The 24,371-nt window shown below is 74.9% G+C and carries 26 protein-coding genes; 11 read left to right on the top strand and 15 right to left on the bottom strand.

What is annotated here, in order from left to right; all coding sequences use genetic code 11:
* Positions 1–45: 45 nt before the first annotated feature.
* Positions 46–1,212, top strand: a complete 1,167-nt coding sequence (locus ACYX4T_RS16455; RefSeq protein ID WP_476010372.1) for a macrolide family glycosyltransferase — start codon at positions 46–48, stop codon at positions 1,210–1,212.
* 51 nt (positions 1,213–1,263) lie between these two features.
* Here the strand turns inward: ACYX4T_RS16455 and ACYX4T_RS16450 are convergent, their stop codons facing one another.
* The 4 genes from ACYX4T_RS16450 to ACYX4T_RS16435 form a co-directional block, all read right to left on the bottom strand.
* Positions 1,264–1,650, bottom strand: coding sequence for a VOC family protein (locus ACYX4T_RS16450; protein ID WP_476010371.1), 387 nt, complete (start codon positions 1,648–1,650; stop codon positions 1,264–1,266).
* An 88-nt stretch (positions 1,651–1,738) separates the two neighbouring features.
* Positions 1,739–2,713 carry an aldo/keto reductase gene (locus tag ACYX4T_RS16445; protein WP_476010370.1) on the bottom strand — a complete coding sequence of 325 codons (975 nt, stop codon included), beginning with the start codon at positions 2,711–2,713 and terminating at the stop codon, positions 1,739–1,741.
* A gap of 44 nt (positions 2,714–2,757) precedes the next feature.
* Positions 2,758–3,186, bottom strand: coding sequence for a CBS domain-containing protein (locus ACYX4T_RS16440; protein ID WP_476010369.1), 429 nt, complete (start codon positions 3,184–3,186; stop codon positions 2,758–2,760).
* A gap of 75 nt (positions 3,187–3,261) precedes the next feature.
* Positions 3,262–4,368, bottom strand: a complete 1,107-nt coding sequence (locus tag ACYX4T_RS16435; protein ID WP_476010368.1) for an MFS transporter — start codon at positions 4,366–4,368, stop codon at positions 3,262–3,264.
* A 175-nt stretch (positions 4,369–4,543) separates the two neighbouring features.
* Here ACYX4T_RS16435 and ACYX4T_RS16430 point away from each other — a divergent pair, with 175 nt between their 5' ends.
* Positions 4,544–5,185, top strand: coding sequence for a class I SAM-dependent DNA methyltransferase (locus ACYX4T_RS16430; protein WP_476010367.1), 642 nt, complete (start codon positions 4,544–4,546; stop codon positions 5,183–5,185).
* 16 nt (positions 5,186–5,201) lie between these two features.
* Positions 5,202–7,193: an acetoacetate--CoA ligase gene (locus tag ACYX4T_RS16425; RefSeq protein WP_476010366.1), complete on the top strand. Its 1,992-nt coding sequence runs from the start codon at positions 5,202–5,204 to the stop codon at positions 7,191–7,193.
* Positions 7,194–7,243: 50 nt separating this feature from the next.
* Here the strand turns inward: ACYX4T_RS16425 and ACYX4T_RS16420 are convergent, their stop codons facing one another.
* From ACYX4T_RS16420 to ACYX4T_RS16380, 9 genes are all read right to left on the bottom strand, one after another.
* Positions 7,244–7,888 carry a hypothetical protein gene (locus ACYX4T_RS16420; RefSeq protein ID WP_476010365.1) on the bottom strand — a complete coding sequence of 215 codons (645 nt, stop codon included), beginning with the start codon at positions 7,886–7,888 and terminating at the stop codon, positions 7,244–7,246.
* Positions 7,889–8,195: 307 nt separating this feature from the next.
* On the bottom strand, positions 8,196–8,858 hold the full coding sequence (locus ACYX4T_RS16415) for a CoA transferase subunit B (protein ID WP_476010364.1): 663 nt from the start codon (positions 8,856–8,858) through the stop codon (positions 8,196–8,198).
* Position 8,859: 1 nt separating this feature from the next.
* Positions 8,860–9,633: a CoA transferase subunit A gene (locus ACYX4T_RS16410; RefSeq protein WP_476010363.1), complete on the bottom strand. Its 774-nt coding sequence runs from the start codon at positions 9,631–9,633 to the stop codon at positions 8,860–8,862.
* Complete coding sequence (pcaD, locus tag ACYX4T_RS16405; RefSeq protein ID WP_476010362.1) at positions 9,630–10,394, bottom strand: 3-oxoadipate enol-lactonase; 765 nt, start codon at positions 10,392–10,394, stop codon at positions 9,630–9,632. The genes ACYX4T_RS16410 and pcaD overlap by 4 nt, the downstream gene beginning before the upstream one ends.
* A 51-nt stretch (positions 10,395–10,445) precedes the next feature.
* On the bottom strand, positions 10,446–10,727 hold the full coding sequence (gene catC / locus ACYX4T_RS16400) for a muconolactone Delta-isomerase (protein WP_476010361.1): 282 nt from the start codon (positions 10,725–10,727) through the stop codon (positions 10,446–10,448).
* Between the two features lie 74 nt (positions 10,728–10,801).
* Positions 10,802–11,902 carry a mandelate racemase/muconate lactonizing enzyme family protein gene (locus ACYX4T_RS16395; protein ID WP_476010360.1) on the bottom strand — a complete coding sequence of 367 codons (1,101 nt, stop codon included), beginning with the start codon at positions 11,900–11,902 and terminating at the stop codon, positions 10,802–10,804.
* 13 nt (positions 11,903–11,915) lie between these two features.
* On the bottom strand, positions 11,916–12,869 hold the full coding sequence (locus ACYX4T_RS16390; protein WP_476010359.1) for a LysR family transcriptional regulator: 954 nt from the start codon (positions 12,867–12,869) through the stop codon (positions 11,916–11,918).
* Entirely contained in the window at positions 12,869–13,744 is an 876-nt protein-coding gene (locus ACYX4T_RS16385; protein ID WP_476010358.1) for a dioxygenase family protein, read from the bottom strand. Before ACYX4T_RS16385 ends, ACYX4T_RS16390 begins: the two co-directional genes overlap by 1 nt.
* Positions 13,741–14,931 (bottom strand): FAD-dependent monooxygenase, encoded by a 1,191-nt coding sequence (locus ACYX4T_RS16380; RefSeq protein ID WP_476010357.1) that lies wholly within the window; start codon positions 14,929–14,931, stop codon positions 13,741–13,743. The genes ACYX4T_RS16385 and ACYX4T_RS16380 overlap by 4 nt, the downstream gene beginning before the upstream one ends.
* A 244-nt stretch (positions 14,932–15,175) precedes the next feature.
* Here ACYX4T_RS16380 and ACYX4T_RS16375 point away from each other — a divergent pair, with 244 nt between their 5' ends.
* Complete coding sequence (locus tag ACYX4T_RS16375; RefSeq protein ID WP_476010356.1) at positions 15,176–15,667, top strand: flavin reductase family protein; 492 nt, start codon at positions 15,176–15,178, stop codon at positions 15,665–15,667.
* Complete coding sequence (locus ACYX4T_RS16370) at positions 15,664–16,860, top strand: CaiB/BaiF CoA transferase family protein (protein ID WP_476010355.1); 1,197 nt, start codon at positions 15,664–15,666, stop codon at positions 16,858–16,860. Before ACYX4T_RS16375 ends, ACYX4T_RS16370 begins: the two co-directional genes overlap by 4 nt.
* Here the strand turns inward: ACYX4T_RS16370 and ACYX4T_RS16365 are convergent.
* Positions 16,857–17,300, bottom strand: coding sequence for an SRPBCC family protein (locus tag ACYX4T_RS16365; protein ID WP_476010354.1), 444 nt, complete (start codon positions 17,298–17,300; stop codon positions 16,857–16,859). The genes ACYX4T_RS16370 and ACYX4T_RS16365 overlap by 4 nt on opposite strands.
* 42 nt (positions 17,301–17,342) lie before the next feature.
* On the opposite strand from ACYX4T_RS16365, the gene ACYX4T_RS16360 reads away from it, so the two are divergent.
* Both ACYX4T_RS16360 and ACYX4T_RS16355 read left to right on the top strand, forming a co-directional pair.
* Positions 17,343–17,597, top strand: a complete 255-nt coding sequence (locus tag ACYX4T_RS16360; RefSeq protein WP_476010353.1) for a DUF3253 domain-containing protein — start codon at positions 17,343–17,345, stop codon at positions 17,595–17,597.
* Between the two features lie 106 nt (positions 17,598–17,703).
* The gene (locus ACYX4T_RS16355) at positions 17,704–18,777 is read left to right on the top strand and encodes an alpha/beta hydrolase (protein ID WP_476010352.1); all 1,074 of its coding nucleotides are present in this window, start codon (positions 17,704–17,706) and stop codon (positions 18,775–18,777) included.
* 39 nt (positions 18,778–18,816) lie between these two features.
* On the opposite strand, the gene ACYX4T_RS16350 is transcribed toward ACYX4T_RS16355, so the two are convergent.
* Positions 18,817–19,809 carry an aldo/keto reductase gene (locus ACYX4T_RS16350; RefSeq protein WP_476010351.1) on the bottom strand — a complete coding sequence of 331 codons (993 nt, stop codon included), beginning with the start codon at positions 19,807–19,809 and terminating at the stop codon, positions 18,817–18,819.
* Between the two features lie 87 nt (positions 19,810–19,896).
* On the opposite strand from ACYX4T_RS16350, the gene ACYX4T_RS16345 reads away from it, so the two are divergent.
* The 4 genes from ACYX4T_RS16345 (at position 19,897) to ACYX4T_RS16330 (ending at position 24,358) form a co-directional block, all read left to right on the top strand.
* Positions 19,897–20,328: a hypothetical protein gene (locus ACYX4T_RS16345; protein WP_476010350.1), complete on the top strand. Its 432-nt coding sequence runs from the start codon at positions 19,897–19,899 to the stop codon at positions 20,326–20,328.
* A 132-nt stretch (positions 20,329–20,460) separates the two neighbouring features.
* The gene (locus tag ACYX4T_RS16340) at positions 20,461–22,407 is read left to right on the top strand and encodes a serine hydrolase domain-containing protein (RefSeq protein ID WP_476010349.1); all 1,947 of its coding nucleotides are present in this window, start codon (positions 20,461–20,463) and stop codon (positions 22,405–22,407) included.
* 50 nt (positions 22,408–22,457) lie between these two features.
* On the top strand, positions 22,458–23,708 hold the full coding sequence (locus ACYX4T_RS16335) for a sensor histidine kinase (protein ID WP_476010348.1): 1,251 nt from the start codon (positions 22,458–22,460) through the stop codon (positions 23,706–23,708).
* Positions 23,705–24,358: a response regulator transcription factor gene (locus ACYX4T_RS16330; protein ID WP_476010347.1), complete on the top strand. Its 654-nt coding sequence runs from the start codon at positions 23,705–23,707 to the stop codon at positions 24,356–24,358. The genes ACYX4T_RS16335 and ACYX4T_RS16330 overlap by 4 nt, the downstream gene beginning before the upstream one ends.
* The last annotated feature ends 13 nt before the right edge of the window (positions 24,359–24,371 follow it).

The raw sequence follows: 24,371 nt of genomic DNA, 5'->3' as shown, positions 1-24,371 counted from the left end.
CGGTGCCCGCCGCTGCCCTCGGCCACTCCGTTCCCGGAGATCTCCATGACCCACGTCCTCGTGGTCGGCGTCGCTGCGCACGGCCACACCCACCCCCACCTGCCCGTCGTCGCCGAGCTCGTCGCGCGCGGCCACCGCGTCACCTACGCGATCCCCGCGTCGTTCGCCGAGATGGTCGCCACCACCGGGGCGATGCCGCTGGTCCACACCTCGGTCCTGCCCGACCAGGGCCGCGGCGAGCAGTGGCCGGCCGACCCGGTCGAGGGGACGGCGCTGTTCCTCGACGAGGCGGTGCACGCGCTGCCGCAGATCGAAGCGGCCCTGGCGGACGACCACCCCGACGTCGCCCTCTACGACATCGGCGGCTACCCCGCGCTCGTCCTCGCCCGCCGCTGGGGCATCCCGGCGATCCAGCTCTCGCCCGCGATGGTCGCCTGGGAGGGCTTCGAGGACGACCTCGCCGACGACCTGGCGTTCCGGCAGGAGCCCGGCTACCGGGCCTACCTCGCGCGGTTCTCGGCGTGGCTCGCCGAGCACGGCATCGACGACGACCCCGAGCAGTTCGTGGGCCGTCCGCGCCGGTCGATCGTCGAGATCCCGCAGGCGCTGCAGCCGAACGCCGAGCGGGTCGACCCGGCCGTCTACACCTTCGTCGGGCCCGACCTCGATCGGCGAGCGGCGCAGGAGCAGTGGCCGCTACCGGACCGGCCGCTGGTGCTCGTGTCGTTCGGGTCGGCGTACCACGACCACCCCGACCTGTTCCGGGCCTGCGCGGACGCGTTCGCCCCGCTGGGCTGGGAGGTCGTGCTGGCCGTCGGCCCGCACGTCGACCTCGCGGCGCTCGGTGAGCTCCCCGAGCACGTCAGCGCGCACCGCTGGGTGCCGCAGCTCGGCGTGCTCGGGCGGGCGAGCGCGTTCGTCACCCACGCCGGGATGGGCGGCTGCGCCGAGGGGCTCTACCAGGGCGTGCCGATGATCGCGGTCCCTCAGGCGGTCGACCAGTTCGGCAACGCCGCCCTGCTGGAGGCGGCGGGCGTGGCCCGCACGGTACCGACGGAGGAGGCGACGCCCGAGAGGCTGCGGGCGGCTCTGTTGGAGCTCACGTCGTCGCCGGAGGTGGCGGCGCGGCTGGCCGAGCAGCGCGACGTCGTCCGCCGCGGGGGCGGGGCACCGGTCGCCGCCGACATCGTGGAGGCGGAGTTCGTGCGGTGATCGAAGTACCTTTGCGGACGTTCAGTGTCCGCAACGGCACTTCGCTGGAACCTAGGGCACCTGGACGACGGCGATGTGGTTGCCGTCGGGGTCGCGCATCATGAACAGCACCGGGGCGCCCGGGGCGTCCATGACGTCGTCGACGTCGACGCCGAGACCCCGCAGGCGGGCGTGCTCGGCCCGCACGTCCGGGGTCTCGACGCCGATGCTGCCGCCGCCGGGCTCCCCGCCCATCGGCGGGTTGAGCGCGAGTCGCGCCGTGGAGCCCGGCGGGGCGACCTCGACCCAGCGGTTCTCGCCGGCCTCGCCGAACCGGTTGTCGCCGCGCAGCTCCCACCCGAGCCGATCGGTGTAGAAGGCGATCGCGGCGTCCTGGTCGGCGACGGCGAACATGGCGACGCCGAGGTTCGTGACGGTGGTGGCGGTGGACGCGGTCATCGGGACTCCTTCATCGGCGAGGAGGACCCGACGTACCGTAGTGGGACTTCGTGGTCCTGGACAAGGACCACGAAGCGTGTCCGTCCGGCTACGCGATGCCCTCGGGGGAGGCGCCGCTGACCTGCACGCCGTCGGCGGTGATCCGCTCGATCTCGGCGAGGTCGTCCGGCGAGAGCCGCACGTCGACCGCGGCGAGCGAGCGCTCGATGTTCTTGTCCGAGCGGGCGCCGACGATCGCGGTGTCGATGCCGTCCTGGGCGAGCACCCAGGCGATCGCGAGCTGCGAGACCTCGCAGCCCTTGTCCGCCGCGAACGACGTCAGCCGCTCGACGACCTCGAGGTTCTGCCGGAACTGCTCGCCGGTGAACGCGGAGGCCTGCGAACGCCAGTCCGAGTCCTCGAACGTGGTGTCGGTGGTCATCGTGCCGGTCAGCAGCCCCGACCCGAGCGGGCTGTAGACCAGCGTCCCGATGTCGTTCTCGCGCACGTAGGGCAGCACGCCGTCCTCGATGTGCCGGCGGAACAGGTGGTACGGCGGCTGGAGCGTCTCGACGGGCCGACGGCGGTCGAACGCGGCCATCTGGTCCTGGTCGAAGTTCGACACCCCGACGTGGCGGATCTTGCCCTCGTCGACGAGCTCCTGCAGGTAGCCCGCGGTGTCCTCGAACGGCGTGTCGGTGTCCGGCCAGTGCACCTGGTAGAGGTCGATGTGGTCGATCTTCATCGCCTTGAGCGACGACTCCACGCCCGAGCGCAGGTACTCGCGGCTCGAGTCGCGCGGTTTGTCGCTGCCCGGGTTGATGCCGCCCTTGGTGGCGATGACCACCGAGTCCCGGTCGCGGTCCAGCTCGCCGCGCAGCGCGTTGGCGAGCACCTCCTCGGCCTGCCCGAAGCCGTAGGCCTGGGCGGTGTCGAAGAAGTTGACCCCGAGGTCCAGCGCGTGGCGGATCGCTCGCTGCGCCTGCTCGGCGTCGTAGGAACCCCACTCGCCCGAGACCTGCCAGGTCCCGAACGCGATCCGCGACACCTGCAGCTCGGTCTTGCCCAGCCTGGTCATGTCCATACCGGTCGCGTACCCGCGACCGCGTGACGCGGAACGGGGACGCGTCAGCCCGAGATGTAGGCCTCGAGCTGGCTGCGGTGCTCCTCGAGCTGGTCGATGCGGCTCTTGACGACGTCGCCGATGCTGACGATGCCGGCGAGCCGCTCGTCCTCGTCGACGACCGGCACGTGGCGGATGCGCCGCTCGGTCATCGTGCGGCTCAGGGTCTGGACGTCGTCGCTGCCCCGGCAGGTGGCGACCACCGTCGTCATGATCTCCCGGACCGGCACGTCGAGAAGCGCCGCGCCGCGTCGGTGCAGGTGACGCACCACGTCGCGCTCGGACACGATCCCGGCCAGCCGGTCGTCCTCGCAGACGACGGCGGCCCCGACGTTGCGGTCCGCGAGCGCCGCGAGCAGCTCGGTGACCGGGGCGTCGGGCGGGACCGTCAGCACCGCGGTCCCCTTCCGTGCGAGCAGGTCCGCGATGCGCATGGTCCGTTCCCTTCGCCGGGTTCGCGACGTGTCGAATATGGCAGCAACCGTCCGGGTTCGACCAGACCCGAACGGTCACTGCCGGGACACGACCACCGCCAGGACCAGCAACGGGACGCTCAGCCCGGCGACGAGCACCGGCAGGGCGACCCACACCGAGCCGGTCCCGACGACGACGAGCACCCCGAGCCCGACGGCCTCCGAGCCGAGACCGGCCATCGAGGTGACGGTGGCGCGGGCGTCACCGGCCACCGCGTCCTGCACCCGGGTCTCGACGACGACGAGCAGCAGCTGCAGCACGCCCCAGCCCGCGGCGATGAGAGCGAAACCGGGCCCGAGCGGCAGCAGGGCGCCGGCGCCGACCGCGACCCCCGCCCCGGCCAGCAGCGCCCCGAGGACCGGCCCGCGGGCCCGGGCGACGCGGCCGGCGAGGGCGACGCAGGCCGTCTCGGCGACGCCGACCGCGGTCAGCGCGAGCGCCGTCGTCGCCGGTGTCGCGCCCTGGTCGGCGGCGAGCAGGGGCAGGTACTCGTCGAACGCCATCAGCCCGGTGAGCAGCGCGGTGAGGACGACGGCCCGGCGCAGCAGGGCGCTCCGGGACACCTCGCCGACCCCGTCGCGCAGCATCGCCCACCACGCGACGAGGGCGGCCCGGGAGCTGGACCGCGACGACCGGGGCCCGCGCACCTCCTCGGGCAGCGTCAGCGCGAGCGCGGCGGAGAGCAGCGTCGCGCCGGCCCCGACGAGCCCGCACAGCACGTAGCCGCCGACCGCCACGAGCGGCGCGGCGAGGGCGGTGGCCACGAGGGTCGCGCCGAGGTAGCCGGCGCGGGCGCGGCCCATGAGCGTCGCGTAGCGGTCGGTCGCGTCCCACCGCGCGAGGGCGTCGTAGGTCAGGGCCTCGAGGGTGCCCGAGCCGAGCGCCGTCCCGACGCCCCAGAGCACGAATCCGAGCGCGAACACCGGCGCGCTCGGCAGGAGCACCCACAGCGCGAAGGCGGCGGCGGACAGCGCGCCGGACGCCGCGAGCATCCGGCGCCGCGAGGTGACGTCGGCCCAGGCGCCGGAGGGCACCTCGAGGACCAGCGTCGTCACCGACCACAGGGCGAACAACGCGGAGATCGCGGCGTCGGACAGGCCGTGGTCGGCGAAGAGCAGCGCGTAGAGCGGGTAGAGCGGCACGGCCTGGCCGAGCGCCTCGACGGCGACGACCCGGGCACCGAACCCGCGCGGGACCCGCCCGGGCGGCGGGGCCGGGTGTCAGCGTCGGCGGAAGAGGTTCTGCACGTGGCCGACCTTACGTGCGTGATCTTCTGAGGTATAGCAACGAAATCCACGCACGTACGAGACTGGCGGCATGACCGAGCCCACGACCCCGACCGGCGGCAACCCGCGCATGGAGCGGGCGTACACCCTGCGCGGACCCGACGACGCGCGGGCGTTCTACGACGAGTGGGCGGCGAGCTACGACCACGAGCTCGCCGACGCGAGCCAGGACTACGTCGCGCCGGGCCTCGCCGCCGACACCGTCGTGCGCGTCGCGGGTGTCGGCGTCTCCGTCCTCGACGCCGGCTGCGGGACGGGGCTGGTCGGCGCAGCGCTCGCCGCGCGCGAGGTCGGCACGGTCGACGGTGTCGACGTGTCCCCGGGCATGCTCGAGCGCGCCCGCGCCACCGGCGCCTACCGCTCGCTGGAGCCCGCGGACCTCACCCGCCCGCTGCGCACGCCCGCCGACAGCTACGACGTCGTCGTCTGCGTCGGCACCCTCACCCACGGGCACGTCGGCCCCGAGGCGCTGGCGGAGTTCGTGCGCGTCACCCGCCCCGGCGGGCACGTCGTGGCCACCGTCCTCGACGACGTCTGGGAGTCCGGCGGCTACCGCGCCGAGGTGGACGATCTCGTCTCGGCCGGACGGGCGGACCTCGTGTCGGCCGATGTGACGCCCTACCGCGCGGGCGCCGGGGTGGAGGCGCGGATGCTGGTGCTGGCGGTCCGCTGAGGATAGAACGGTGCCCATGAGCGCCCCGTCCGAGACCACCGAGCCCGAGATCCTCTGGCGCCCCGACGAGACGACGGTGCAGAACGCGCGGATCACCGCGTTCGCGCGGCACGTGGCCCGCGAGCACGGGGTCACCGTGGACACCTACGACCAGCTGTGGACCTGGTCGACGTCGGACCTGCCCGCGTTCTGGGGGTCGATCGCCGACTTCCTCGGCGTGCGGTTCCACGACCGGCCGAGCAGGGTGCTCGGCTCCGACGCGATGCCCGGCGCGGAGTGGTTCCCGGGCGCGACGCTGAACTACGCCGAGCACGCGCTGTGGCCCCGCGAGGGCGGCGCCGACGGCGACACGGCGATCGTCGCGGTGCGCGAGGACGGCCGGCGGGTCGCGCGCACCTACGGCGAGCTGCGCGCCGACGTCGCCCGCGCCCGCGCCGGGCTCGTGGCGCTCGGGGTGGGGCGCGGCGACCGGGTCGTCGCCCTGTCCCCGAACACCGTCGAGACGCTGGTGGCGTTCCTCGCCGCGGCGTCGCTGGGGGCGACGTGGTCGTCGTGCTCGCCGGACTTCGGGGCGCGGGCCGTCGTCGACCGGTTCGCGCAGATCGAGCCCTCGGTGCTGGTCGCGGTCGACGGCTATCTCTACAACGGCAAGGGCTACGACGTCCGCGGCACCGTCGACGACCTGCGCGCCCAGCTGCCGACGCTGCGGGCGTTCGTCGGCGTCGACTACCTCGCCGACGACGCGTGGGCCGGGCGCGACGACGTCGTGCGCTGGGCGGACTTCACCGACCACGCCGACGCCGAGCTCACCGTCGACCCCGTGCCGTTCGACCACCCGCTGTGGATCCTCTACTCCTCGGGCACGACGGGTCTGCCCAAGGGCATCGTGCACTCGCACGGCGGGATCGTCGTCGAGCACCTCAAGTCCCTGGCCCTCCAGCACGACCTCGGTCCCGGCGACCGGTTCTTCTGGTTCACCACCACCGGCTGGATGATGTGGAACCTGCTGATCAGCGGGCTGCTGGTGGGCTCGACGGTCGTGGCCTTCGACGGCAGCCCGGGACACCCCGACCTCGACGTGCTCTGGAAGACGGCCGCCGACGAGGGCGTGACGCTCTTCGGGACCTCGGCCTCGTTCGTCCAGTCGTGCCTCAAGGCGGGCCTCCGCCCGAAGGACGCGTTCGACCTGTCGGCGATCCGATCGGTCGGCTCCACCGGCTCACCGCTCTCTCCGGAGGGCTTCGACTGGATCCGGGACGCCGTCGGCGGGGACATCCAGATCGCGTCGGTCTCCGGGGGCACCGACACGTGCGCCGCGTTCGTCGGGGTCGCGCCGACCGTGCCGGTGTGGCGCGGCGAGATCTCCTGCCGCGCGCTGGGCTGCGCGGTCGAGGCGTTCGATCCGCAGGGCAACCCCGTGATCGACGAGGTCGGCGAGCTCGTCATCACGCGGCCGATGCCGTCGATGCCGGTGATGCTGTGGAACGACGCCGACGGGTCGCGGATGCGCGAGTCGTACTTCGAGGACTTCCCGGGCACCTGGCGCCACGGCGACTGGATCCGGATCACCCCGCGCGGCTCGTGCGTCATCCGCGGACGCAGCGACTCGACGCTCAACCGCGGCGGGGTGCGGATGGGCACCGCCGAGTTCTACGAGGTCGTCGAGTCGTTCGACGAGGTCCTCGACTCGCTGGTCATCGACACCTCCGGGCTCGAGGGCGCCCGCGACGGCGGCGAGCTGCTGTGCTTCCTCGTGCTCTCCGACGGCGTGGCGTTCGCCGACGTCGAGGGGCAGCTGAAGAAGGCGCTGCGCAGCCAGCTCTCCCCGCGCCACGTGCCCGACCGCTTCCTCGTCGTCGCCGACATCCCGCGCACGCTCAACGGCAAGAAGTCCGAGGTGCCGGTCAAGCGCATCCTCGCCGGCACCGACCCGGAGAAGGCCGTCAGCAAGGACGCCCTGCGCAACCCCGAGGCGCTCGAGGACGTGGTGGCGCGGGCGCGGGACTGACGTGCCTTCGGCATGTGAGCAGAAAGAAGTGCTCCAGCACTTCTTCCTGCTCACATGCCGTCAGGCACCCGCGCGGCCTCGGAGAGCGTCACCGTCGCGCCGAGGACGTCGCCGCGGTCGCCGCGCCGGGTCGAGACGAGGACGTCGAAGACCCGGGGTCGCTCGGGCGCGTGACACGGGACGGCGAGGCGGGCCGGCGCGGGGAGGTCACCCCGCAGGGCCGTGCGGATCGTCGTGGCCACCGTGGCGCTCTGCCGGTCGCCCGCGGCGTCGCACAGCGCCAGGAACGAGTGCCCGACGCCGGCGTGTGCCGGGTCGCCGCCGTTGGCCACGCAGAAGTCGTTCCAGGCCCGGTCGACCCAGACGATCACTCCGGCCGTGTCCAGGAGGGCGGTCTCGACGGGCGCGTCGGGCGTCGCGCCGTCCACGGCCTCGTTCCACGGCGCGAACAGGACGTCCCGCGCGGCCCGGACGGCGGCGTCGAGCTCGTCCGCCTCGGCGCGGAGGGCCCGACGGGTCTCGGGGTCGGAGAGCCCGGCCCGCGCGAGCAGCCGGAGCACCACCCGCTGGACGCGGTCCAGGGAGCATCGGGTCAGCTGCTGCGCCACCCGCTCGCTCACCGCGAGCCGGTCGCTGCGCAGGAGGGCGCACACCTCGTCGTCCGGGAAGGGAGCCAGGTCGCGACGTTTGATCATTCGGCACCTCCCGTGGGGCGGATGGTGGTGGACGTCCGCCGGAGACGGGGGCCGTCCCTCGTCACGGGTCGGGAATGGGCCGGCGGAGAATGCGCAGACTCTCCACGCCGTGTGCGTCGCGAGCAACCGACGGAGGTCGCCGGCTCGCTGACCGCTCAGTGAATTCGCTCGGCGGATATGATTCTTGCGTTTTCCACGTCTCGGCCCTGCAGCTCAGCGCCTCGCCGAGCCGTGGAGCCGTCGGAAAGGCTGGCTTCCTGCGAATCGCGCCGAACGCGTTGCCAACGATTCTTCTCGGAATGCCGCTTCAGGCGGGAACGGTCATCTCGGCGAGGTCGTCGGCGTCGAGGAGCGGCGCGCCGGTCTGCTCCCGGACCTCCTCGGTGGTGACGCCCGGGGCGAGCTCGCGCAGGACGAAGCCGCCCGGGGTGACGTCGACGACGGCGAGGTCGGTGATGACGCGGGAGACGACGCCGCGGCCGGTGAGGGGCAGCGAGCAGGACTCGACGAGCTTCGCCGCGCCCTTCTTCGTCACGTGCTCCATGACGACGAGCACGCGCCGCGCGCCGTGGACGAGGTCCATCGCCCCGCCCATCCCCTTGACCATCGCGCCGGGCACCGCCCAGTTGGCGATGTCGCCAGTGACCGCGACCTGCATCGCGCCCAGCACTGCGGTGTCGACCTTGCCGCCGCGGATCATCCCGAAGGAGAGCGCGGAGTCGAAGAACGAGGCGCCCTCGCGGACGGTCACGGTCTCTTTGCCGGCGTTGATGAGGTCGGGGTCGACCTCCTCCTCGAGCGGATAGGGGCCCACGCCGAGCAGGCCGTTCTCCGAGTGGAGCAGGACGTCGACGCCCTCGGGCAGGTGGTTCGGGATGAGCGTCGGGAGCCCGATGCCGAGGTTGACGTAGGAGCCGTGGGCGAGCTCGCGCGCGGCGCGGGCGGCCATCTGCTCGCGGGTCAGGGCCATCTCACGCCTCCCGGGTCGTGCGCTTCTCGATGTGCTTGGTGCTGACCTGCTCGCCGGTCAGCTCCACCACGCGGTGGACGAAGATGCCGGGCACGTGCACCTCGTCGGGGTCGATCTCGCCGGGCTCGACGAGCTGTTCGACCTCGGCGATCGTCGTGCGCCCGGCCATCGCCGCGAGCGGGTTGAAGTTCCGCGCGGAACGGTGGAAGACGAGGTTGCCGTGCCGGTCGCCCTTGGCCGCGCGCACGAGGCCGAAGTCGCAGGTCAGCGAGAGCTCGAGGACGAAGGGCACCCGCTCGCCGTCGACGTCGAACTCGCGGACCTCCTTGGGCGGCGAGGTCACCGCCACCGACCCGTCGCCCGCGTAGCGCCAGGGCATCTCGCCGTCCGCGACCCAGGTCCCGACGCCGGCGGGGGTGTAGAACGCCGGGATGCCCGAGCCGGCGGCGCGCATCCGCTCGGCGAGCGTGCCCTGCGGGGTCAGCTCGACCTCGAGCTCGCCGGCCAGGTACTGGCGGCCGAACTCCTTGTTCTCCCCGATGTAAGAGGCCACGACGCGGGCGATGCGGTGCTGCTCGAGCAGGATGCCCAGGCCCCAGCCGTCGGTGCCGCAGTTGTTCGACGCCACGTGCAGCCCTGTGGCCGAGCCGCGCGAGATGGCGTCGATGAGCACGATCGGCACGCCCGACAGGCCGAAGCCGCCGACGGCGAGCGAGGCCCCGTCGGTGATGTCGGCGACGGCCTCGTCGGCCGACGCCACGGTCTTGTCGATCACTGCGCCCCCTTCGCGTGCTCGCGCAGCAGCGCCGTCACGACCTCGGGGCGCTGGAACGACGCCAGGTGCGCCGCGTCCGTGACCGACTCGAGGCGCGCGCCGGGGATGCCGTCGGCGAGGACCTGCTGGTGCTCGGGCGGGGTGGCCGGGTCCTCGACGCCGCTGACGACGAGGGTCGGCACGGCGATGCCGCCCAGCTCGTCGACGACGTCCCAGTCGGCGACGGCCTCGCAGCAGGAGGCGTAACCCTCGGCCGGCGTCGCGGCGATCATGTCGCGCATCCGGCCGACGGTCTCGGGCTCGGCCTCGGCGAAGTCGTCGGTGAACCAGCGGGCGACGACGGCGTCGGCGATCGACGCGACCCCGTCGGCGCGGGCGGTCTGCGCGCGCTGGCGGAAGGTGTCGGCGTTGGGGAAGCGGGCCGCGGTGCAGAGCATCGCCAGCGAGCTCGCCCGCTGCGGGGCGTGCAGGCCGATCCACTGCGCGACCGCGCCGCCGAGGCTCACGCCGGCGAACGAGGCGCGCTCGACGCCGAGGTCGTCGAGGGTCTCCAGGACGTCGCGGGCGAGCTCCTCGACGGAGTACGGGCCGGCGGGCACCGGCGAACCGCCGTGACCGCGGCTGTCGAGCGAGACCAGCCGGAACTCGCCGGCCAGCTCGCGGCGCTGGGGCGCCCACATGTCGACGGTGCTGCCCAGCGAGCAGAGCAGCACCAGCGGCGGCGCGTCGGCGGGACCCTCGAGGACGTGGTGCAGCTTCACGCCCTCACCGTGCCCGGCGTCGGGGGTCGGTGAACCCGGGGATTCCGCCCATCAGGAGTCGAGCTTCGACGGGTGGACGGTCAGCGCGGTGACCTCGACCTCCATGTACGGGAAGAGCGGCAGGCTCGAGAGCAGCTGGTGGAGCTCGTCGCCGGACTCGACGTCGAAGCGGCTGACGTTGGCGTAGCGCCCGACCACCCGCCAGAGCTCCGGCCACTTGCCGCTGCGCTGGATCTCGTGGGCGCGGGCCTTCTCCCGGGCGCGGAGGTCGTCGGCGACGTCCTGCGGCATGTCGTGGGGGAGGCGGACGTCCATGCGGACGAGGAACTGCACGGGGTGCTCCTCGGGTGATCGAAGTACGGATACGGACGTTGAGTGTCAGCGACGGCACTTCGCTGACACCGGAGCTACGTGTCGGTGCGGTAGTGGGCGAGCTTGTCGGGGTCGATGGTGACGCCGAGGCCGGGGGCCTGGCGGGCGGCGGCGCGGCCCTCGGCGATCACCGGCGGCTCGGCGAGGACGTCGTCGGTCATGAGCAGGAAGTTCGTGACCTCGACGGGGTGGCGGGCCAGGGCGCGCTGTCCGCAGGCCAGGGCGGTCGAGGCCACGGTGCCGAGCATGCCGTCGATCTGGTTGCCGACGACGGTGGCGGCGCCCAGGCCCTCGCACAGCCCGACGATCTTCGCGGAGTCGGTGAACCCGGTGCGCGCGACCTTGACGCTGATGGCGTGCGCGTCGCCGTCGAGCAGGGAGCGGGCGACCCCGCCCAGGGTGATCGTCGACTCGTCGCCGACGACCGGGATCGGGCTCTCGCGCACGATCCGGCGCCGGCCCAGCACGTCGTCGGCGGGGTTGGGCTCCTCGAGCATGGTGACGTGGTGCTCGGCGAGGCGGCGGGCGGCGACGATCGCGGTGTCGGCGTCCCACCCGCGGTTGGCGTCGGCGTAGAGCTCGACCGCGTCGCCGAGCTCGCGGCGCAGCTCGCGCACCGCGGCCATGTCGTGCGCGAGGTCCCGTCCCACCTTCACCTTGAACGCGGCGACGCCGTGGTGCTCGCTCATCTCCACGGCGTCGGCGACCATCTGCGCCGGCGTGCCCAGCCCGATCATGTGCGCGGCCGCGACGTCGTCGGCGGCGTGCCCGAGCAGCACGTGCACCGGCTGCCCGCACGCCTGCCCGGCGAGGTCCCAGAGCGCGACGTCGATCGCGCCCTTGGCGGCGTTGTTGGCGACGGTGCGGGCCAGGTCGGCGCGCAGGCGCTCCCGCGCGAACGGGTCGGCGCCGACGAGCAGCGGGGCGAAGACGTCGCGCACGACGGCGACGATCGAGGCCGCGGTCTCGCCGTAGGTGTAGGGCCGGGGCGGGGCCTCCCCGTGCCCGACCAGCCCGTCGTCGGTGGTGATCCGCACCAGGACGTGGTCGGCGCTGATGGCGACGCCGCTGGCGAAGGCGAACGGGCGCCGGTAGGGGACGGCGAGGGGGATCGCCTCGACCGTGTCGATCTTCATCAGGCGAGGATCCTCATGCTGGGGTCGTCTCCGGGTGGTCGGGTCGGCACAGGACGGCGAGCGCCCGGGCCAGGGCCGGCTGGGGGTCGTCGCGGCGCCAGGCGAGGGCGACGTCGGTGGTGACGGGGTCGTGGCCCGGGGGACCGGGCTCCGCGAGCTCGACGTAGCGCACGCCCTCGACCGCGACCGCCAGCACCGACGACGGCAGCAGCGCCACCCCGACGCCCGCGGCGACGAGGGCGAGGACGATCGACGTCTGGTCGGCCTCGTGCGTGGCGCGCGGCGTGAACCCGGCCGCCCGGCACGCCCGCGCCGCCGCCTCGCCCACCACCGAGCCCGCGGGCGCGTAGACGACGAAGTCCTCGTCAGCGAGGTCCGCGAGGTGCGCCGGCGGCGGGACGTGCACGCAGCCAGGGCGTCCTTCGCTGCCACCACTCGCGAGCCGGTGCCCCGCCGGGACCGCGAGCACGAGCTGCTCGCGGGCGAGGACGTGGTGGGCGAGCGCGGTGTCGCGCACCGGCGGGCGCAGGACCGCGAGGTCGATGCGGTGGTCGGCGAGCGCGCCCTCGAGCGCGGGGGTGAGCATCTCGCTGGTGAACGTGAGCGCGAGCCCGGGCAGCTCGGCCGCGAGCCGGCGGACCAGCGCCGGGAGGTGCCGGTGGGTCGCCAGCCCCGTCGCGCCGATCCGCAGCCGCCCGAGCGCCCCGGCGGCGACGCGGCCCACCTGGTCGCGGGCCGCGTCGACCGACGCGAGGATGCGCACCGCCTCGGGCAGCAGCGCCTCGCCCGCGGGCGTGAGGTCGACCCGTCGGGTGGTGCGCTCGAAGAGCGCGGCGCCGAGCTGCGACTCCAGCTGCCGGATCGCCTGGGACAGTGGCGACTGGGCGATGCGCAGCCGCTCGGCCGCCCGCCCGAAGTGCCGCGTCTCGGCGACCGCGACGAAGTAGCGCAGCTGGCGCGTCTCCACTAGTCGTCCGACCCCGGCTCCAGCACGAAGTCGCGGTCGGCGCGGATCTCGTCCCCGTTGCCGGTGGGTCGGGGATCGAGGGTGAGCTCGGGCTTGTCCGCGGACGCGACGTCGTGGCCGAGGTAGGGGTCGCCGGTGAAGAACAGCTGGCTGGTCAGCGTGCGGTGCCCGGGCGCGGCGACGAGCAGGTGGATGTGGGCGGGGCGCCACGGGCTCCAGCCGGCGGCCTGGGTCATCTGCCCGGTCGGGCCGTCGAGCGGGATCGTGTACGGCGCGGGCTTGCGGGTGTGGATCTCGTAGCGGCCCTGGTCGTCGCAGCGCACGACGCCGCGCAGGTTGCCGGCCGGCGGCGTGGACGCGAAGCCGGAGTACCAGCCCTCGTCGTCGGTGTGCCAGATGTCCACGGTGGCGCCGGCGAGCGGCGTGCCGTCGGTCGCGGTGACCTGGCCGGTCAGGATCATCGGCGTGCCCGGCTCGTCGTCGCGCATCGGCAGCGTGGCCGGGCTGTCGAGCTGGACCTGGCCGTCGAGCCAGAACGGGCCGAGGATCGTGCCGACCGAGCCCTGCTGGCGCTTCGCGGCGACCTTCTCGACCTCGTGCTCGAGGTAGACGTCGAGGAACAGCGGCCACTCGCCGGTGTCGGAGACCGCGATCAGCCAGCGCTTGAACGCGTCGAACTCCTCGTAGGTGACCTCGTGCTTGCGGATCGCGGCGCGGATGCCCTCGAGCGCGGCGCCGACGACGGTCGCGACCCGCTGCTGGTCGACCTCGCCCGAGCCCGGGCCGCGGAGGTTGGAGAGCCCGGAGCGGGCGGACTCGGTGGCGTGCGAGCCGGCGGTGACGGCGTCGGAGACGGATTGGTCGGTGGTGGTCATGCGGGCGTTCTCCTCAGGTGGTGGGGGTCCGCGACGTCGTGCGCGTGGACCCAGGCGTTGTCGGGCAGGTAGCCGGCGAACCGCTTGTCGCGCTCGGGCCGGCGGGGGTGCTCGTCGCCGAGGTGGAGCAGGGTCCCGGTCTCCCAGGCGCTGCGGGCGATCGCGCGGGTGCGGGCGCGCCGGTGCCGGGGGTACGCGACGAGCGCCTCGTCGGGCCCGGACGTCGCGAGCAGGGCGCCGAGGTGGGCGGCGTCCTCGATCGAGGTGCCGGCACCCTGGCCGTGGTGGGGCAGCATCGCGTGGCAGGCGTCGCCGAGCAGCGCGACCCGCCCGCGGGTCCAGGTCGCGAGCGGCGGCAGGGCGAGCAGCGGCCAGCGCGGGCTCTGCTCGACCGCGCCCAGCATCTCGAGCACGGCCGGGTGCCAGCCGGCGAAGGCCGCGAGCAGCTCGCCGGGCGCCGCGGGCCGGTTCCCGCCGTCCCAGGTGGCGGGTCCGCAGAGCACGGCCAGGAAGTTGACGGTGTCGTCGCCGGCGCGGGGGCCGCCGAGCGGGTAGTGCAGCAGGTGCGCGTCGGGCCCCGCCCAGAACTGGATGGCGAGCGGGTCGGGCAGCGCCGCCAGCGCGTCGCGGGGCACGAGGCCGCGGAACCCGCTCGTCCCCGTGTACACCGGACGGACGTCGGTCCCGGCGACGTGGTCGCGCACCAGCGAGTGCACGCCGTCGGCGCCGACGACGATGTCCGCGTGCGACGTCGACCCGTCGGCGAACGTGACCGTCGCGCCGCGGTCGTCGGAGCCCACGGCCGTGACCGTCGAGCCGAGGTGCAGGTGCTCGGAGCCGAAGGCCCGGGCCAGCGCCTGCTGCAGGTCGACGCGGTGGATGCCGAGGTAGGGCGCGCCGAAGCGCTCGCGGTAGGCGGCGCCGCCGGGTTGGGCGGCGATCCGCTCGCCGCTGTGCCCGTCACGGAAGACCAGCTCGGTGGGCTGGGTGCCGGCCGCCTCGAGCTCGCCGCCCAGCCCGAGGCGGGCGAGCACGCGGGTGCCGTTCGCGGAGATGGCGACGGCCGCGCCGACCTCGCGCAGCTCCTCGGCCCGTTCGTGGATCTCGACCGGGATGCCCGCGCGCTGCAGGGTGATGCCGAGCGTCAGCCCGCCGATGCCGGCGCCGACGACGAGGACGCGGGTCACGGCTGCCCTCCGCTCGTCGGTGACCGTGTCGCGAGGAGCGTGACACGAGCCATCCCGGACGAAAAAGAGCGAGATGCAGATCGATCGAGACTCCGAGCGTCTGGATCGACCGGGTCGACCGGGACTCGCGCGGTGCCGGCGACGCCGCGTGTCGAGCACCGGTGACGTGCGTGGCCTCATGCCTGCGACGGGCGTACGGGGGCAATACGGTGCTCTCGAGGCACAGCTCCCGGGAGGCAAGCGAATGAGCGAGGGCACCGACCCCTCGACGATGCGCCAGGTGCTGGGGCACTTCCCCAGCGGCGTCACCGTCGTCACCGGCACCACCCCCGACGGCCCGGCGGGCTTCACGTGCCAGTCGTTCTCCTCGCTCTCGCTCGACCCGCCGCTCGTGCTCGTGCTGCCCGGCCGCTCGTCGTCGAGCTGGCCGAAGATCGAGGCGACGGGTCGCTTCGTGGTCAACGTCCTCTCCGCGGAGCAGGAGGAGCTCTCGACGCGGTTCGCGGTCTCCGGCGGCGACAAGTTCGCCGGCGTCGACTGGAGCGTCTCCGGGCTGGGCTCGCCGATCCTGGGCGGCGCCACCGCGTGGATCGACTGCACGCTGCACGCGGTGCACGACGGCGGCGACCACCTCATCGTCGTCGGCGCCGTGCACGACCTCGGCGCGCCGGGCGACCCGCCGCTGGTGTTCCACCGCGGGGGCTACGCGCGGACGAGCCCGGCGGCCTCGGAGTGACCGGTCCGCTCGCCGACGTCCGGGTGCTGGAGCTCGGCACGATCGTCGCCGGCCCGTTCGCCGGGCGGCTGCTCGCCGACTACGGCGCGGACGTCGTCAAGATCGAGCCGCCGGGCGGGCACGACCCGATGCGCGACTGGGGCCAGGAGTCCTACCGGGGCCACCGGCTGTGGTGGACCGTCCACGCCCGCAACAAGCGCTGCATCACCCTCGACCTGCGCTCGGAGCGCGGCCAGGAGCTGTTCCTGCAGCTCGTCGAGGGTGCCGACGTGATCGTCGAGAACTTCCGGCCGGGCACGCTCGAGCGCTGGAACCTCGGCTGGGACCGGCTGTCCGCGGTGAACCCGGGGCTGGTGCTCGCGCGGGTGTCGGGCTACGGGCAGACGGGCCCGTACGCGGACAAGGCGGGCTACGCGTCGGTGGCCGAGGCGCTGTCGGGCCTGCGCTACATCAACGGCTACCCGGGACAGGCGCCGCCGCGGCAGGCGATCTCGCTGGGCGACTCGCTGGCCGGGATGGTCGCGGTGCAGGGCGTGCTCGCCGCGCTGCACCACCGCGAGCGCACCGGGCAGGGGCAGGTCGTCGACGTCGCGTTGACCGAGGCGTGCCTGTCCGTGCTCGAGTCGATCATCCCGGAGTACGACAAGCTCGGCCGCATCCGCCAGCCCGGCGGCACGCGCCTCGAGGGCATCGCCCCGTCGAACGTCTACCTCACCGCCGACGAGCTGTGGCTGGTCGTCGCCGCCAACCAGGACACGGTGTTCCGGCGGCTGTGCGGGGCGATGGGGCGCCCGGAGCTCGCCGACGACCCGCGCTTCGCCGACCACCGCGCCCGCGGCGAGCGCCAGGACGAGCTCGACGGCATCGTCGGCGACTGGGTGGGCTCGCTGCCCGCCGACGAGGTGCGCCGCGTGCTCGACGAGGCCGGGGTCATCTGCGGGCCGATCAACACCGCGGCCGAGGTCGTCGCCGACCCGCAGCTGCGCGCCCGCGGGATGCTCGCGCCCCACTTCGACGAACGGTTCGGCGAGGACGTCCTGGGTCCCGGCGTCGTGCCGGTCTTCTCCGACACCCCGGGCGCGGTGCGCTGGGCCGGCCCGCCGGTGCCGGGGCACCACAACACCGAGGTCTACCGCGAGCTGGGCCTGTCGGACGAGCAGCTCGCGGCCCTGGCCGCGGAGAAGGTGGTCTAGCCCTCCGCGTCCTTCTTGATCGACGCGAGGTTCTTCTCGGCGCTGGAGCCCATCGCCCGGTCCAGCCCCCAGCGCGGGACGCGGACGCTGACCTCCATCGTCGAGGACATGACGAGCCGCGTGCGCCCCTCGCCGACACCGCCCTCGTCGTGGGCGGTGTAGGCGATGGTGCTCTCGCGGATGAGGCGGGCGTCGACGCAGGTCAGGGTGACCGAGCCGTCGCCGTAGGTCACGTCGTAGGTCGCGTCGGTGGTGAAGCGCAGCGCGCCGAGGGTGACGACGATGCGCGTCGGGCGGCCCTGGTCGTCGCGCGCCTGGATCGACGCGGCCTTGGCCTCGCTGGCCCAGCGGTCGGTGTTCTCCAGGTCCCGGACCGCCTCGAGGACCTTCCCCACGGGGGCGTCGATCGTCACCTCACGGACCACGGGTTCCGGGCTCACGCCGTCCCGATACCCCGCGTGACGGGCGGGTACCCGGAAGCCGTGGATGACACGGACCACGCGCTCGCCGACGCCATCGTCGAGCTGCTCGACGCGCGGCCCCCGGGGACGACGATCTGCCCGTCCGAGGCCGCGCGGCGCGTCGACCCGGACGACTGGCGCGACCTCATGCCCGTCACCCGCCGCGTCGCGGGCCGGCTGGTCGCGGACGGGCGGATCGAGATGACCCAGCGCGGCGAGGTCGTTGACCCCGCCGCCGCCCGCGGCCCCGTCCGCCTGCGCCACCCGGCCGTCTGAGTCCCCGGCCCCGTGCCGGCGTGGGGCCCACGCCGAGAGGGTCGGGAGATCCCCCACGGGGGGCGCGCCACCGGCCCCGCGGTCATGCCCGGCCTAGGCTCGACGGGTGACGTTCGGTGTCCTCCGGCGCATCCTGCGCGCCCTTATCGGCCTCCCCCGCCCGGCCCGTCGTCTGCTCGCCGGACCCCTGGTGCTGCGCGACGGCCAGGTCCTCGATCTCGACGTGCAGCTGGTCATCCGGCTGCTCGGGCTGGTCGCGGGCGGCGAGGAGCCGCCGCTGGCCGAGCAGCGCGCGGCGACCGACCGGGCGGCGGCGTTCGCGGTCGCCCGGACCCCCGGGGTGCGCAGCCGCACGCTGACCGTGCCGGTCCCCGCCTCGCCCGCGCGGGACACGGCCGGCGAGCTGCCCGCGGCGCTCTACGAGCCGGCCGAGGTCGGCGACGGCCCCGCGCCGCTGCTCGTGCACTTCCACGGCGGCGGCTTCGCGCTCGGCAGCCTCGCCTCGAGCGCGCCCGTGTGCCGGTTGCTCGCGCACCAGGCCGGGGTGCGGGTGCTCTCGGTGGAGTACCGGCTGGCGCCCGAGCACCCGTTCCCGGCGGGCCTCGCCGACGCGACGACCGCGCTCGACCACGTCCTCGCCCACCGCGACGACTTCCGGGCCACGACGGTCGCGGTCGGCGGCGACTCGGCCGGCGCCAACCTCGCCCTCACCGCCGCCCACCAGCTCGCCCGCCACGCCCGCGAGACCGCGGCGTTCGTCCTCGCGCTCTACCCGGTCGCCGACGCCGGGCGCGGCGGCGGGTCGCGGGAGCTGTTCGCCGAGGGGTTCGGGCTGCGGACCGTCGACATCGAGACCTTCGAGCGCTACTACCTGCCCGAGGGCCTCGAGCCCATCCGGCCCACCGGGCTGCTCGACGCCGACGACCTCGCGATCATGCCGCCCTGCTACCTGTCCACCGCCGGCTTCGACCCGCTGCGCGACGAGGGCGAGGAGCTCGCCGCGGCCCTGCGGGCGGCCGGCGTGCCGGTGGTGGCCCGTCGCTTCCCGGGCCTGGTGCACGGCTACGCCGGGTTCGCGGGCCTCGTCCCGTCGGCCCGCGACGCCGTCCTCGACGCCGCCTCGGCCCTGCGCACCGGCATCGCGCTGAGCGCGCGGGAGCAGGCCGGCCGGCCCTCGTGAGCGGAACTCCCGGCCGGGAATCCCGCTCACAGGGGTCGGTCAGTGGTGGAGGGTCTGCATCGCCGCGGCGGGGTAGCGCTCGCCGGTCGCGACGCCGACCGGGGCGACCTGCTCGATGGCCGCGAGCTCCTCGGCGGTGAGGGTCACGCCGGTCGCGCCGGCGTTCTCCTCGAGGTGGGTGCGGCGCTTGGTGCCGGGGATCGGCACGACGTCGTCACCCTGGGCCAGCACCCACGCGAGCGCGAGCTGGGTCGGCGTGACGCCCTTGCGCTCGGCGAGGGCGTGGACCTCGTCGAGCACCCGCAGGTTGGCCTGCAGCGCCTCGCCCTGGAACCGCGGGGAGTTGCGGCGCCAGTCGCCCTCGGGGAGGTCCTCGGTGCGCCGGATGGAGCCGGACAGGAAGCCGCGGCCGATCGGGCTGTAGGGCACGAAGCCGATGCCGAGCTCGCGGCACGTCGCGAGGACGCCGTTGTCCTCGACGTCGCGGGTGAACAGCGAGTACTCGGTCTGCACGGCGCTCATCGGCGCCGTCGCGTGGGCGCGGCGGATGGTGTCGGGCGCGGCCTCGGAGATGCCGAGGTAGCGGACCTTGCCGGCCGCGACGAGCTCGCCCAGCGCGCCCCAGGTCTCCTCGACCGGGACCTCGGGGTCGACGCGGTGCTGGTAGTACAGGTCGACGTGGTCGGTGCCGAGGCGCTGCAGCGACCCGTCGATCTGGCCGCGCAGGTAGTCGGGTCGGCCGTTGACCCGGCCGGTGCCCTGACCGTCGGGGCCGATCTCGTTACCGAACTTGGTCGCGAGGACGACCTCGTCGCGCCGGCCCCGCAGTACCGAGCCGAGCAGCTCCTCGTTGGTGTGCGGGCCGTACATGTCGGCGGTGTCGAGGAAGGTGACGCCGAGCTCGATCGCGCGCTCGATCGTCGCGCGCGACTCGGTGTCGTCCTGACCGCCGTAGGCGAAGGTCATGCCCATGCAGCCGAGGCCGAGCGCGGAGACGCGCAGGCCCTGGCCGCCGAGGTTGCGTTGCTCCATGGCCGCTGGCTGCCCCGGGCCGATCGGCCCTGAACGTGTGCCCTCACGCCGGCCCCGCGGACGGCCCGGCAGTGGCACCGTGAGCGCGTGCGCCTGCTCCTGACGTCGCTGGTGGTGGCCCTGCTCGCGCTGGGCGCGGGGACCGCGCTGGCCGATCCCGGTCTCGTCATCGGCGACGGTGCCCCGCTCGTGCCGGGCACGTCCCTGCCCGCGCAGATGGGCTGCGAGGAGCCCGCGACGACCCCGGCCACCGGCCCCGGCGTCACCGGCACCGCCTGGGAGCGCGACCCCGAGGGCCACCAGCCCTGGTCGGTCTCGTCGACGGTGACGGTGGCGGCCGACGCCGCGCCCGGCCCGGTGACGGTGTCCGCGACCTGCGGCGGGCAGCGGCTCGAGACCACGATCACGGTCGCCGACACCGGCGCCGGCACCACGTGGCGCGTGCTCGGGGCCGCCGTCCTGCTGCTCGCCATCGTGGCCGTCATGGTCCTGCTGCGACGGCGGCGCGCGCGGGTCTGAGGTCCGCCCGCAGCGGGACGCCGCCTCCGACGGAGGTCGGAGGCGCGGAGGCGACCTGCGCGCGATGTGGTCGACCCCGCCGGGACGGCAACGTCCCCGGCGACCGGTCCACCGCGCGAGGAGGCCACCGCCGTGATCGACACGAGACCCCGCCGACCGGGCGTGGTGATCGCCCTGGTCCTGGCGCTGACGGCGCTGCTCGCCGGGTGCGCGGGCGTCGCCGCTCCCACCCCGACCCCGTCGATCGCACCGCCGCCCACCGCCGCCCTCACCCGCGCGGACATCGACGCCTGGCTCGACGGCGTCGTGCCCGCCGGGCTCGACCGGACCGGCATCGCGGGTGCCGCGGTGACCGTCGTCCGGGACGGGCAGGTGCTCAGCAGCCGCGGGTACGGCGTGGCGGACACCGCCACCGGCGCACCCGTCGACCCCGCGCGGACGCTGTTCCGCGTCGGGTCCGTGGCCAAGGTGTTCACCGCGACCGCGGTGCTCCAGCTCGTCGAGCAGGGCCGCATCGATCTCGACGCCGACGTCCGGCGCTACCTCGACTTCCCCCTGCCGCTGCGCTTCGCGCCGCCCGTGACCATGCGTCACCTGCTGACCCACACCGCCGGGTTCGAGGAGCGGATCCGGGGCCTGATCACCCTCGGCGAGGGCACCGAGGACCTGCGGGAGCACCTCGCGACCGACCCGCCCGAGCAGGTGTTCGCGCCCGGCACCACGCCCGCCTACTCCAACTACGGCTACGGGCTCGCCGGCTACGTCGTCGAGCGCGTGAGCGGTGTGCCCTTCGCCGAGTACGTCCGACGGTCCGTCCTCGACCCCGCGGGGATGAGCTCGTCGACCTTCGCGCAGCCGCTGCCGGCCCCGCTGCGCGCGCGGCTGTCGGGGGCGTACCCGACCGTCGACGACCCCGCGGCCCCGTTCGAGACGGTCCGGCCCTCGCCCGCCGGGTCGTTGACGTCGTCCGGCGGGGACATGGCGCGGTTCATGATCACGGAGCTGGGCCCGCCCGCGCTGCTCGCGCCGGCGACCCGGGACCTGATGCGGAGCCCGGGCCTGGACACCGGCACGCTCGGCGCGCTCGCGCAGGGACCGCGGATGGGGCTCGGCCTGTTCGACGAGAGCCGCAACGGACGGCGCATCCTCGGCCACGGGGGCGACACCCAGTTCTTCCACTCGCACCTGCAGCTCTACCCCGACGAGCGGGCCGGGATCTTCGTGACGATGAACGGCTCGGGTCGCGGAGCCACCGACAGCCTGGAGCTGCGCGAGACGGTGCTCCACGGCTTCGCCGACCGCTACTTCCCGGGCACCCCGCCCGTCGCCACCGTGCCCGGCTCGACGGAGCGGGCGGCCCTGGCCCAGGGCACCTACGAGTCCGCGCGGGCCCCGTTCTCGACGTTCCTGTCGGCGATGAACCTCGCCGGGCAGGTCACGGCGACCGCGCGCCCGGACGGCACCCTGCTCTTCGCGCCCGCACCGCTGAGCGCGCGGCCGGCGGCCTATCGCGAGGTCCGGCCGTGGGTGTGGCAGGAGGTCGGCGGGCAGCGGGTCGTCGCGATGCGCCTCGAGGAGGGCCGCGTCGCGGCGCTCGGGGTGGAGGGCGCGTTCACGCTGCTCCCGGCCCCGCCCCAGCGTCGCGCGACGCTCGTCCTGCCGGTGCTCGCCGCGGCGGTGACCGTCCTCGTGGTCGCCCTGGTGGCCTGGCCGGCAGGGACATGGCTGCGACGGCGCTACGGTCGCCGCGTCGCGGTGCCGCGCGGTGAGCGCACGGCCCTGCTGGCGACCCGGCTCGGGGCCGCGGCCGCGGTGGTCGCGCTCGGTGGCTGGGTGGGCGCGGTCCTCGCGATCTCGGGTCTGGCCACCGTGCCGACACCCGCGCTCGCCGTGCTGGCCGGGCTGCAGGCCGTGGGTGCGCTCGCCCTGCTGCCCGCGGTGGCCGCGGTGGTGCTCGGCGTCCGTCGGCGGATCGGCGTCCCCGGGACGGCCGGGCGGCTGCTGGTCGTGCTGGCCCTGCTCGCCGTCGCGGGCGTCGCGGCCACCTACGGGCTGTTCGGCCCGGATCTCGGCTACTGAGTGGCGCCCTACGATCCCGACGCGCGGCGACGACGAAGGCCGGTGACGCCATGACCTCCCTCGACCCCCCGGCGCCCGGTGGCGCCGCGCGGGCCGACGCCGCCCTCGACCGGGTCGGGCTCACCACGCCCCGACGCCGGGACGCCGCGCTCGCCGCCCTGGTCGCGGTCGTGTCGGTCGCGATGGTGCTGGTGGTGCTCGCGGACCCGGCGCTCGCGCCCGCTCTCGGGGCCGGCCCGCTCACGGTGCCCGTGGTGCTGGTGCTGCTCGTCGTCCAGGCCGGCGTGCTGGTCGTGCGGCGCACCCACCCGGCACCGTGTCTCGCGGTGACGATCGCCCTGCAGGTCGCGATGGCCGCGGTCCTGCCGCCCGCGGGCTTCCTGCGCGGGCCGGCGCCGGTGATCGCCGCGTACGCCGGCGGGGCGTGGACACCGGCGCGCCGCGCGCTGGGCCTCGCGGCGGTCGCCGGGCTGGTCGAGACCGCCGCCGTGGTCGGGTTCGCGCCGGCGGCGGCCACCGTCGCGACGGTCCTGACGCAGCTCGTCTCCTCCGTGCTCACCTACCTCGCGGCGGCCATGCTCGGCGCGTGGGTCGCAATGCGGCGCCGCTACGCGGAGATGGCGCGGCTGCGCGCCGCCGAGGCCGTCGCGGCGCAGCGGGCCCGCGCCGACGCCGCGGTCGGTGCCGAGCGCGCACGCCTGGCCCGCGAGCTGCACGACATCGCGGCGCACCACCTCGCGGCGATGGTCGTGCAGGCCTCGGTGGTGGAGCGGCTGATCGACCGCGACCCGGACGCGGCCCGGCGTACCGCCGCCGAGGTCCGGGCCCGGGGGCGGGCGACGTTGCGGGACCTGCGGCAGGTGGTCGGCGCGCTGCGCGAGCGCGGGGACGGGGAGCGCGGGGACGGTCTGGAGGACGCGGGCGCGCCCGTCCCGGGGCTCGCGGCGCTGGAGGAGCTGGTGGCGGGGTCGGGGGCCGCGCTGCGCGTGGTCGGGACGCCGCGCGAGCTCCCGCCCGTCGCCGACGTCAGCGTCTACCGCGTGGCGCAGGAGGCCCTGTCGAACGCGCGCGACCACGCGCCGGGCGCGGCGGTGACGGTGGGCGTGGAGCACCAGGACGGGGCGACCGTGCTCGAGGTGCGCAACGAGGCGCCGACGGCCGCGCCCGAGCCGCGGCAGGGCGGGCTCGGCCTGATCGGGATGCGGGAACGGGCGGAGCTGATCGGCGCCTCGCTGGACGCCGGGCCGCTCCCCGGGGGTGGCTGGCGGGTGCGCCTCGAGGTGCCGTGGAGGCCCGCGTGATCCGCGTGGTGCTGGCCGACGACCAGGGCGTCGTGCGGGCGGGGTTCCGGATGTTCCTCGAGGCCGCGGGCGACGTCGAGGTCGTCGGCGAGGCCGCGAACGGACCCGAGGCCGTGCGCCTGGCCCGCCGGCTCGCGCCGGACGTCGTCTGCATGGACGTGCGGATGCCCGGCGGGGACGGGCTGGCCGCGACGCGCGAGATCGTCGCGGGCGACGGGCCCCGTCCCGCGGTCCTCGTCGTCACCACGTTCGACCTCGACGAGTACGTGTTCGGGGCGCTCGAGGCCGGCGCGAGCGGCTTCGTCCTCAAGGACACCGAGCCCGACGACCTCGTCGACGCCGTGCGGCGGGTCGCGGCCGGGGAGGGGCTCGTCGACCACGCGGTGACCCGGCGCGTCATCGCTGAGTTCGCCCGGCGGCGGCCCGCGACGCCGCCGAGCCCCGACGCCGCGGCCGCGCTGACCGCGCGGGAGGCGGAGATCGTGCGGCTGCTCGCCGGCGGGCTGTCGAACGCCGAGATCGCCGCGGAGCTCGTGGTGGAGGTCAGCACGGTGAAGTCGCACCTCGGGCGGGCGATGACGAAGATCGGGACGCGGGACCGGGTGCAGACCGTGGTGTGGGCGTACCGGCACGGGGTGACCCCGGGCTGAGCGGGTCCCGTCA

The organism is Actinomycetospora sp. ABD4_176 (assembly GCF_056311855.1).
The sequence above is the reverse complement of the archived record's forward strand: the minus strand, read 5'-3'. Positions and strand labels throughout refer to the sequence as shown.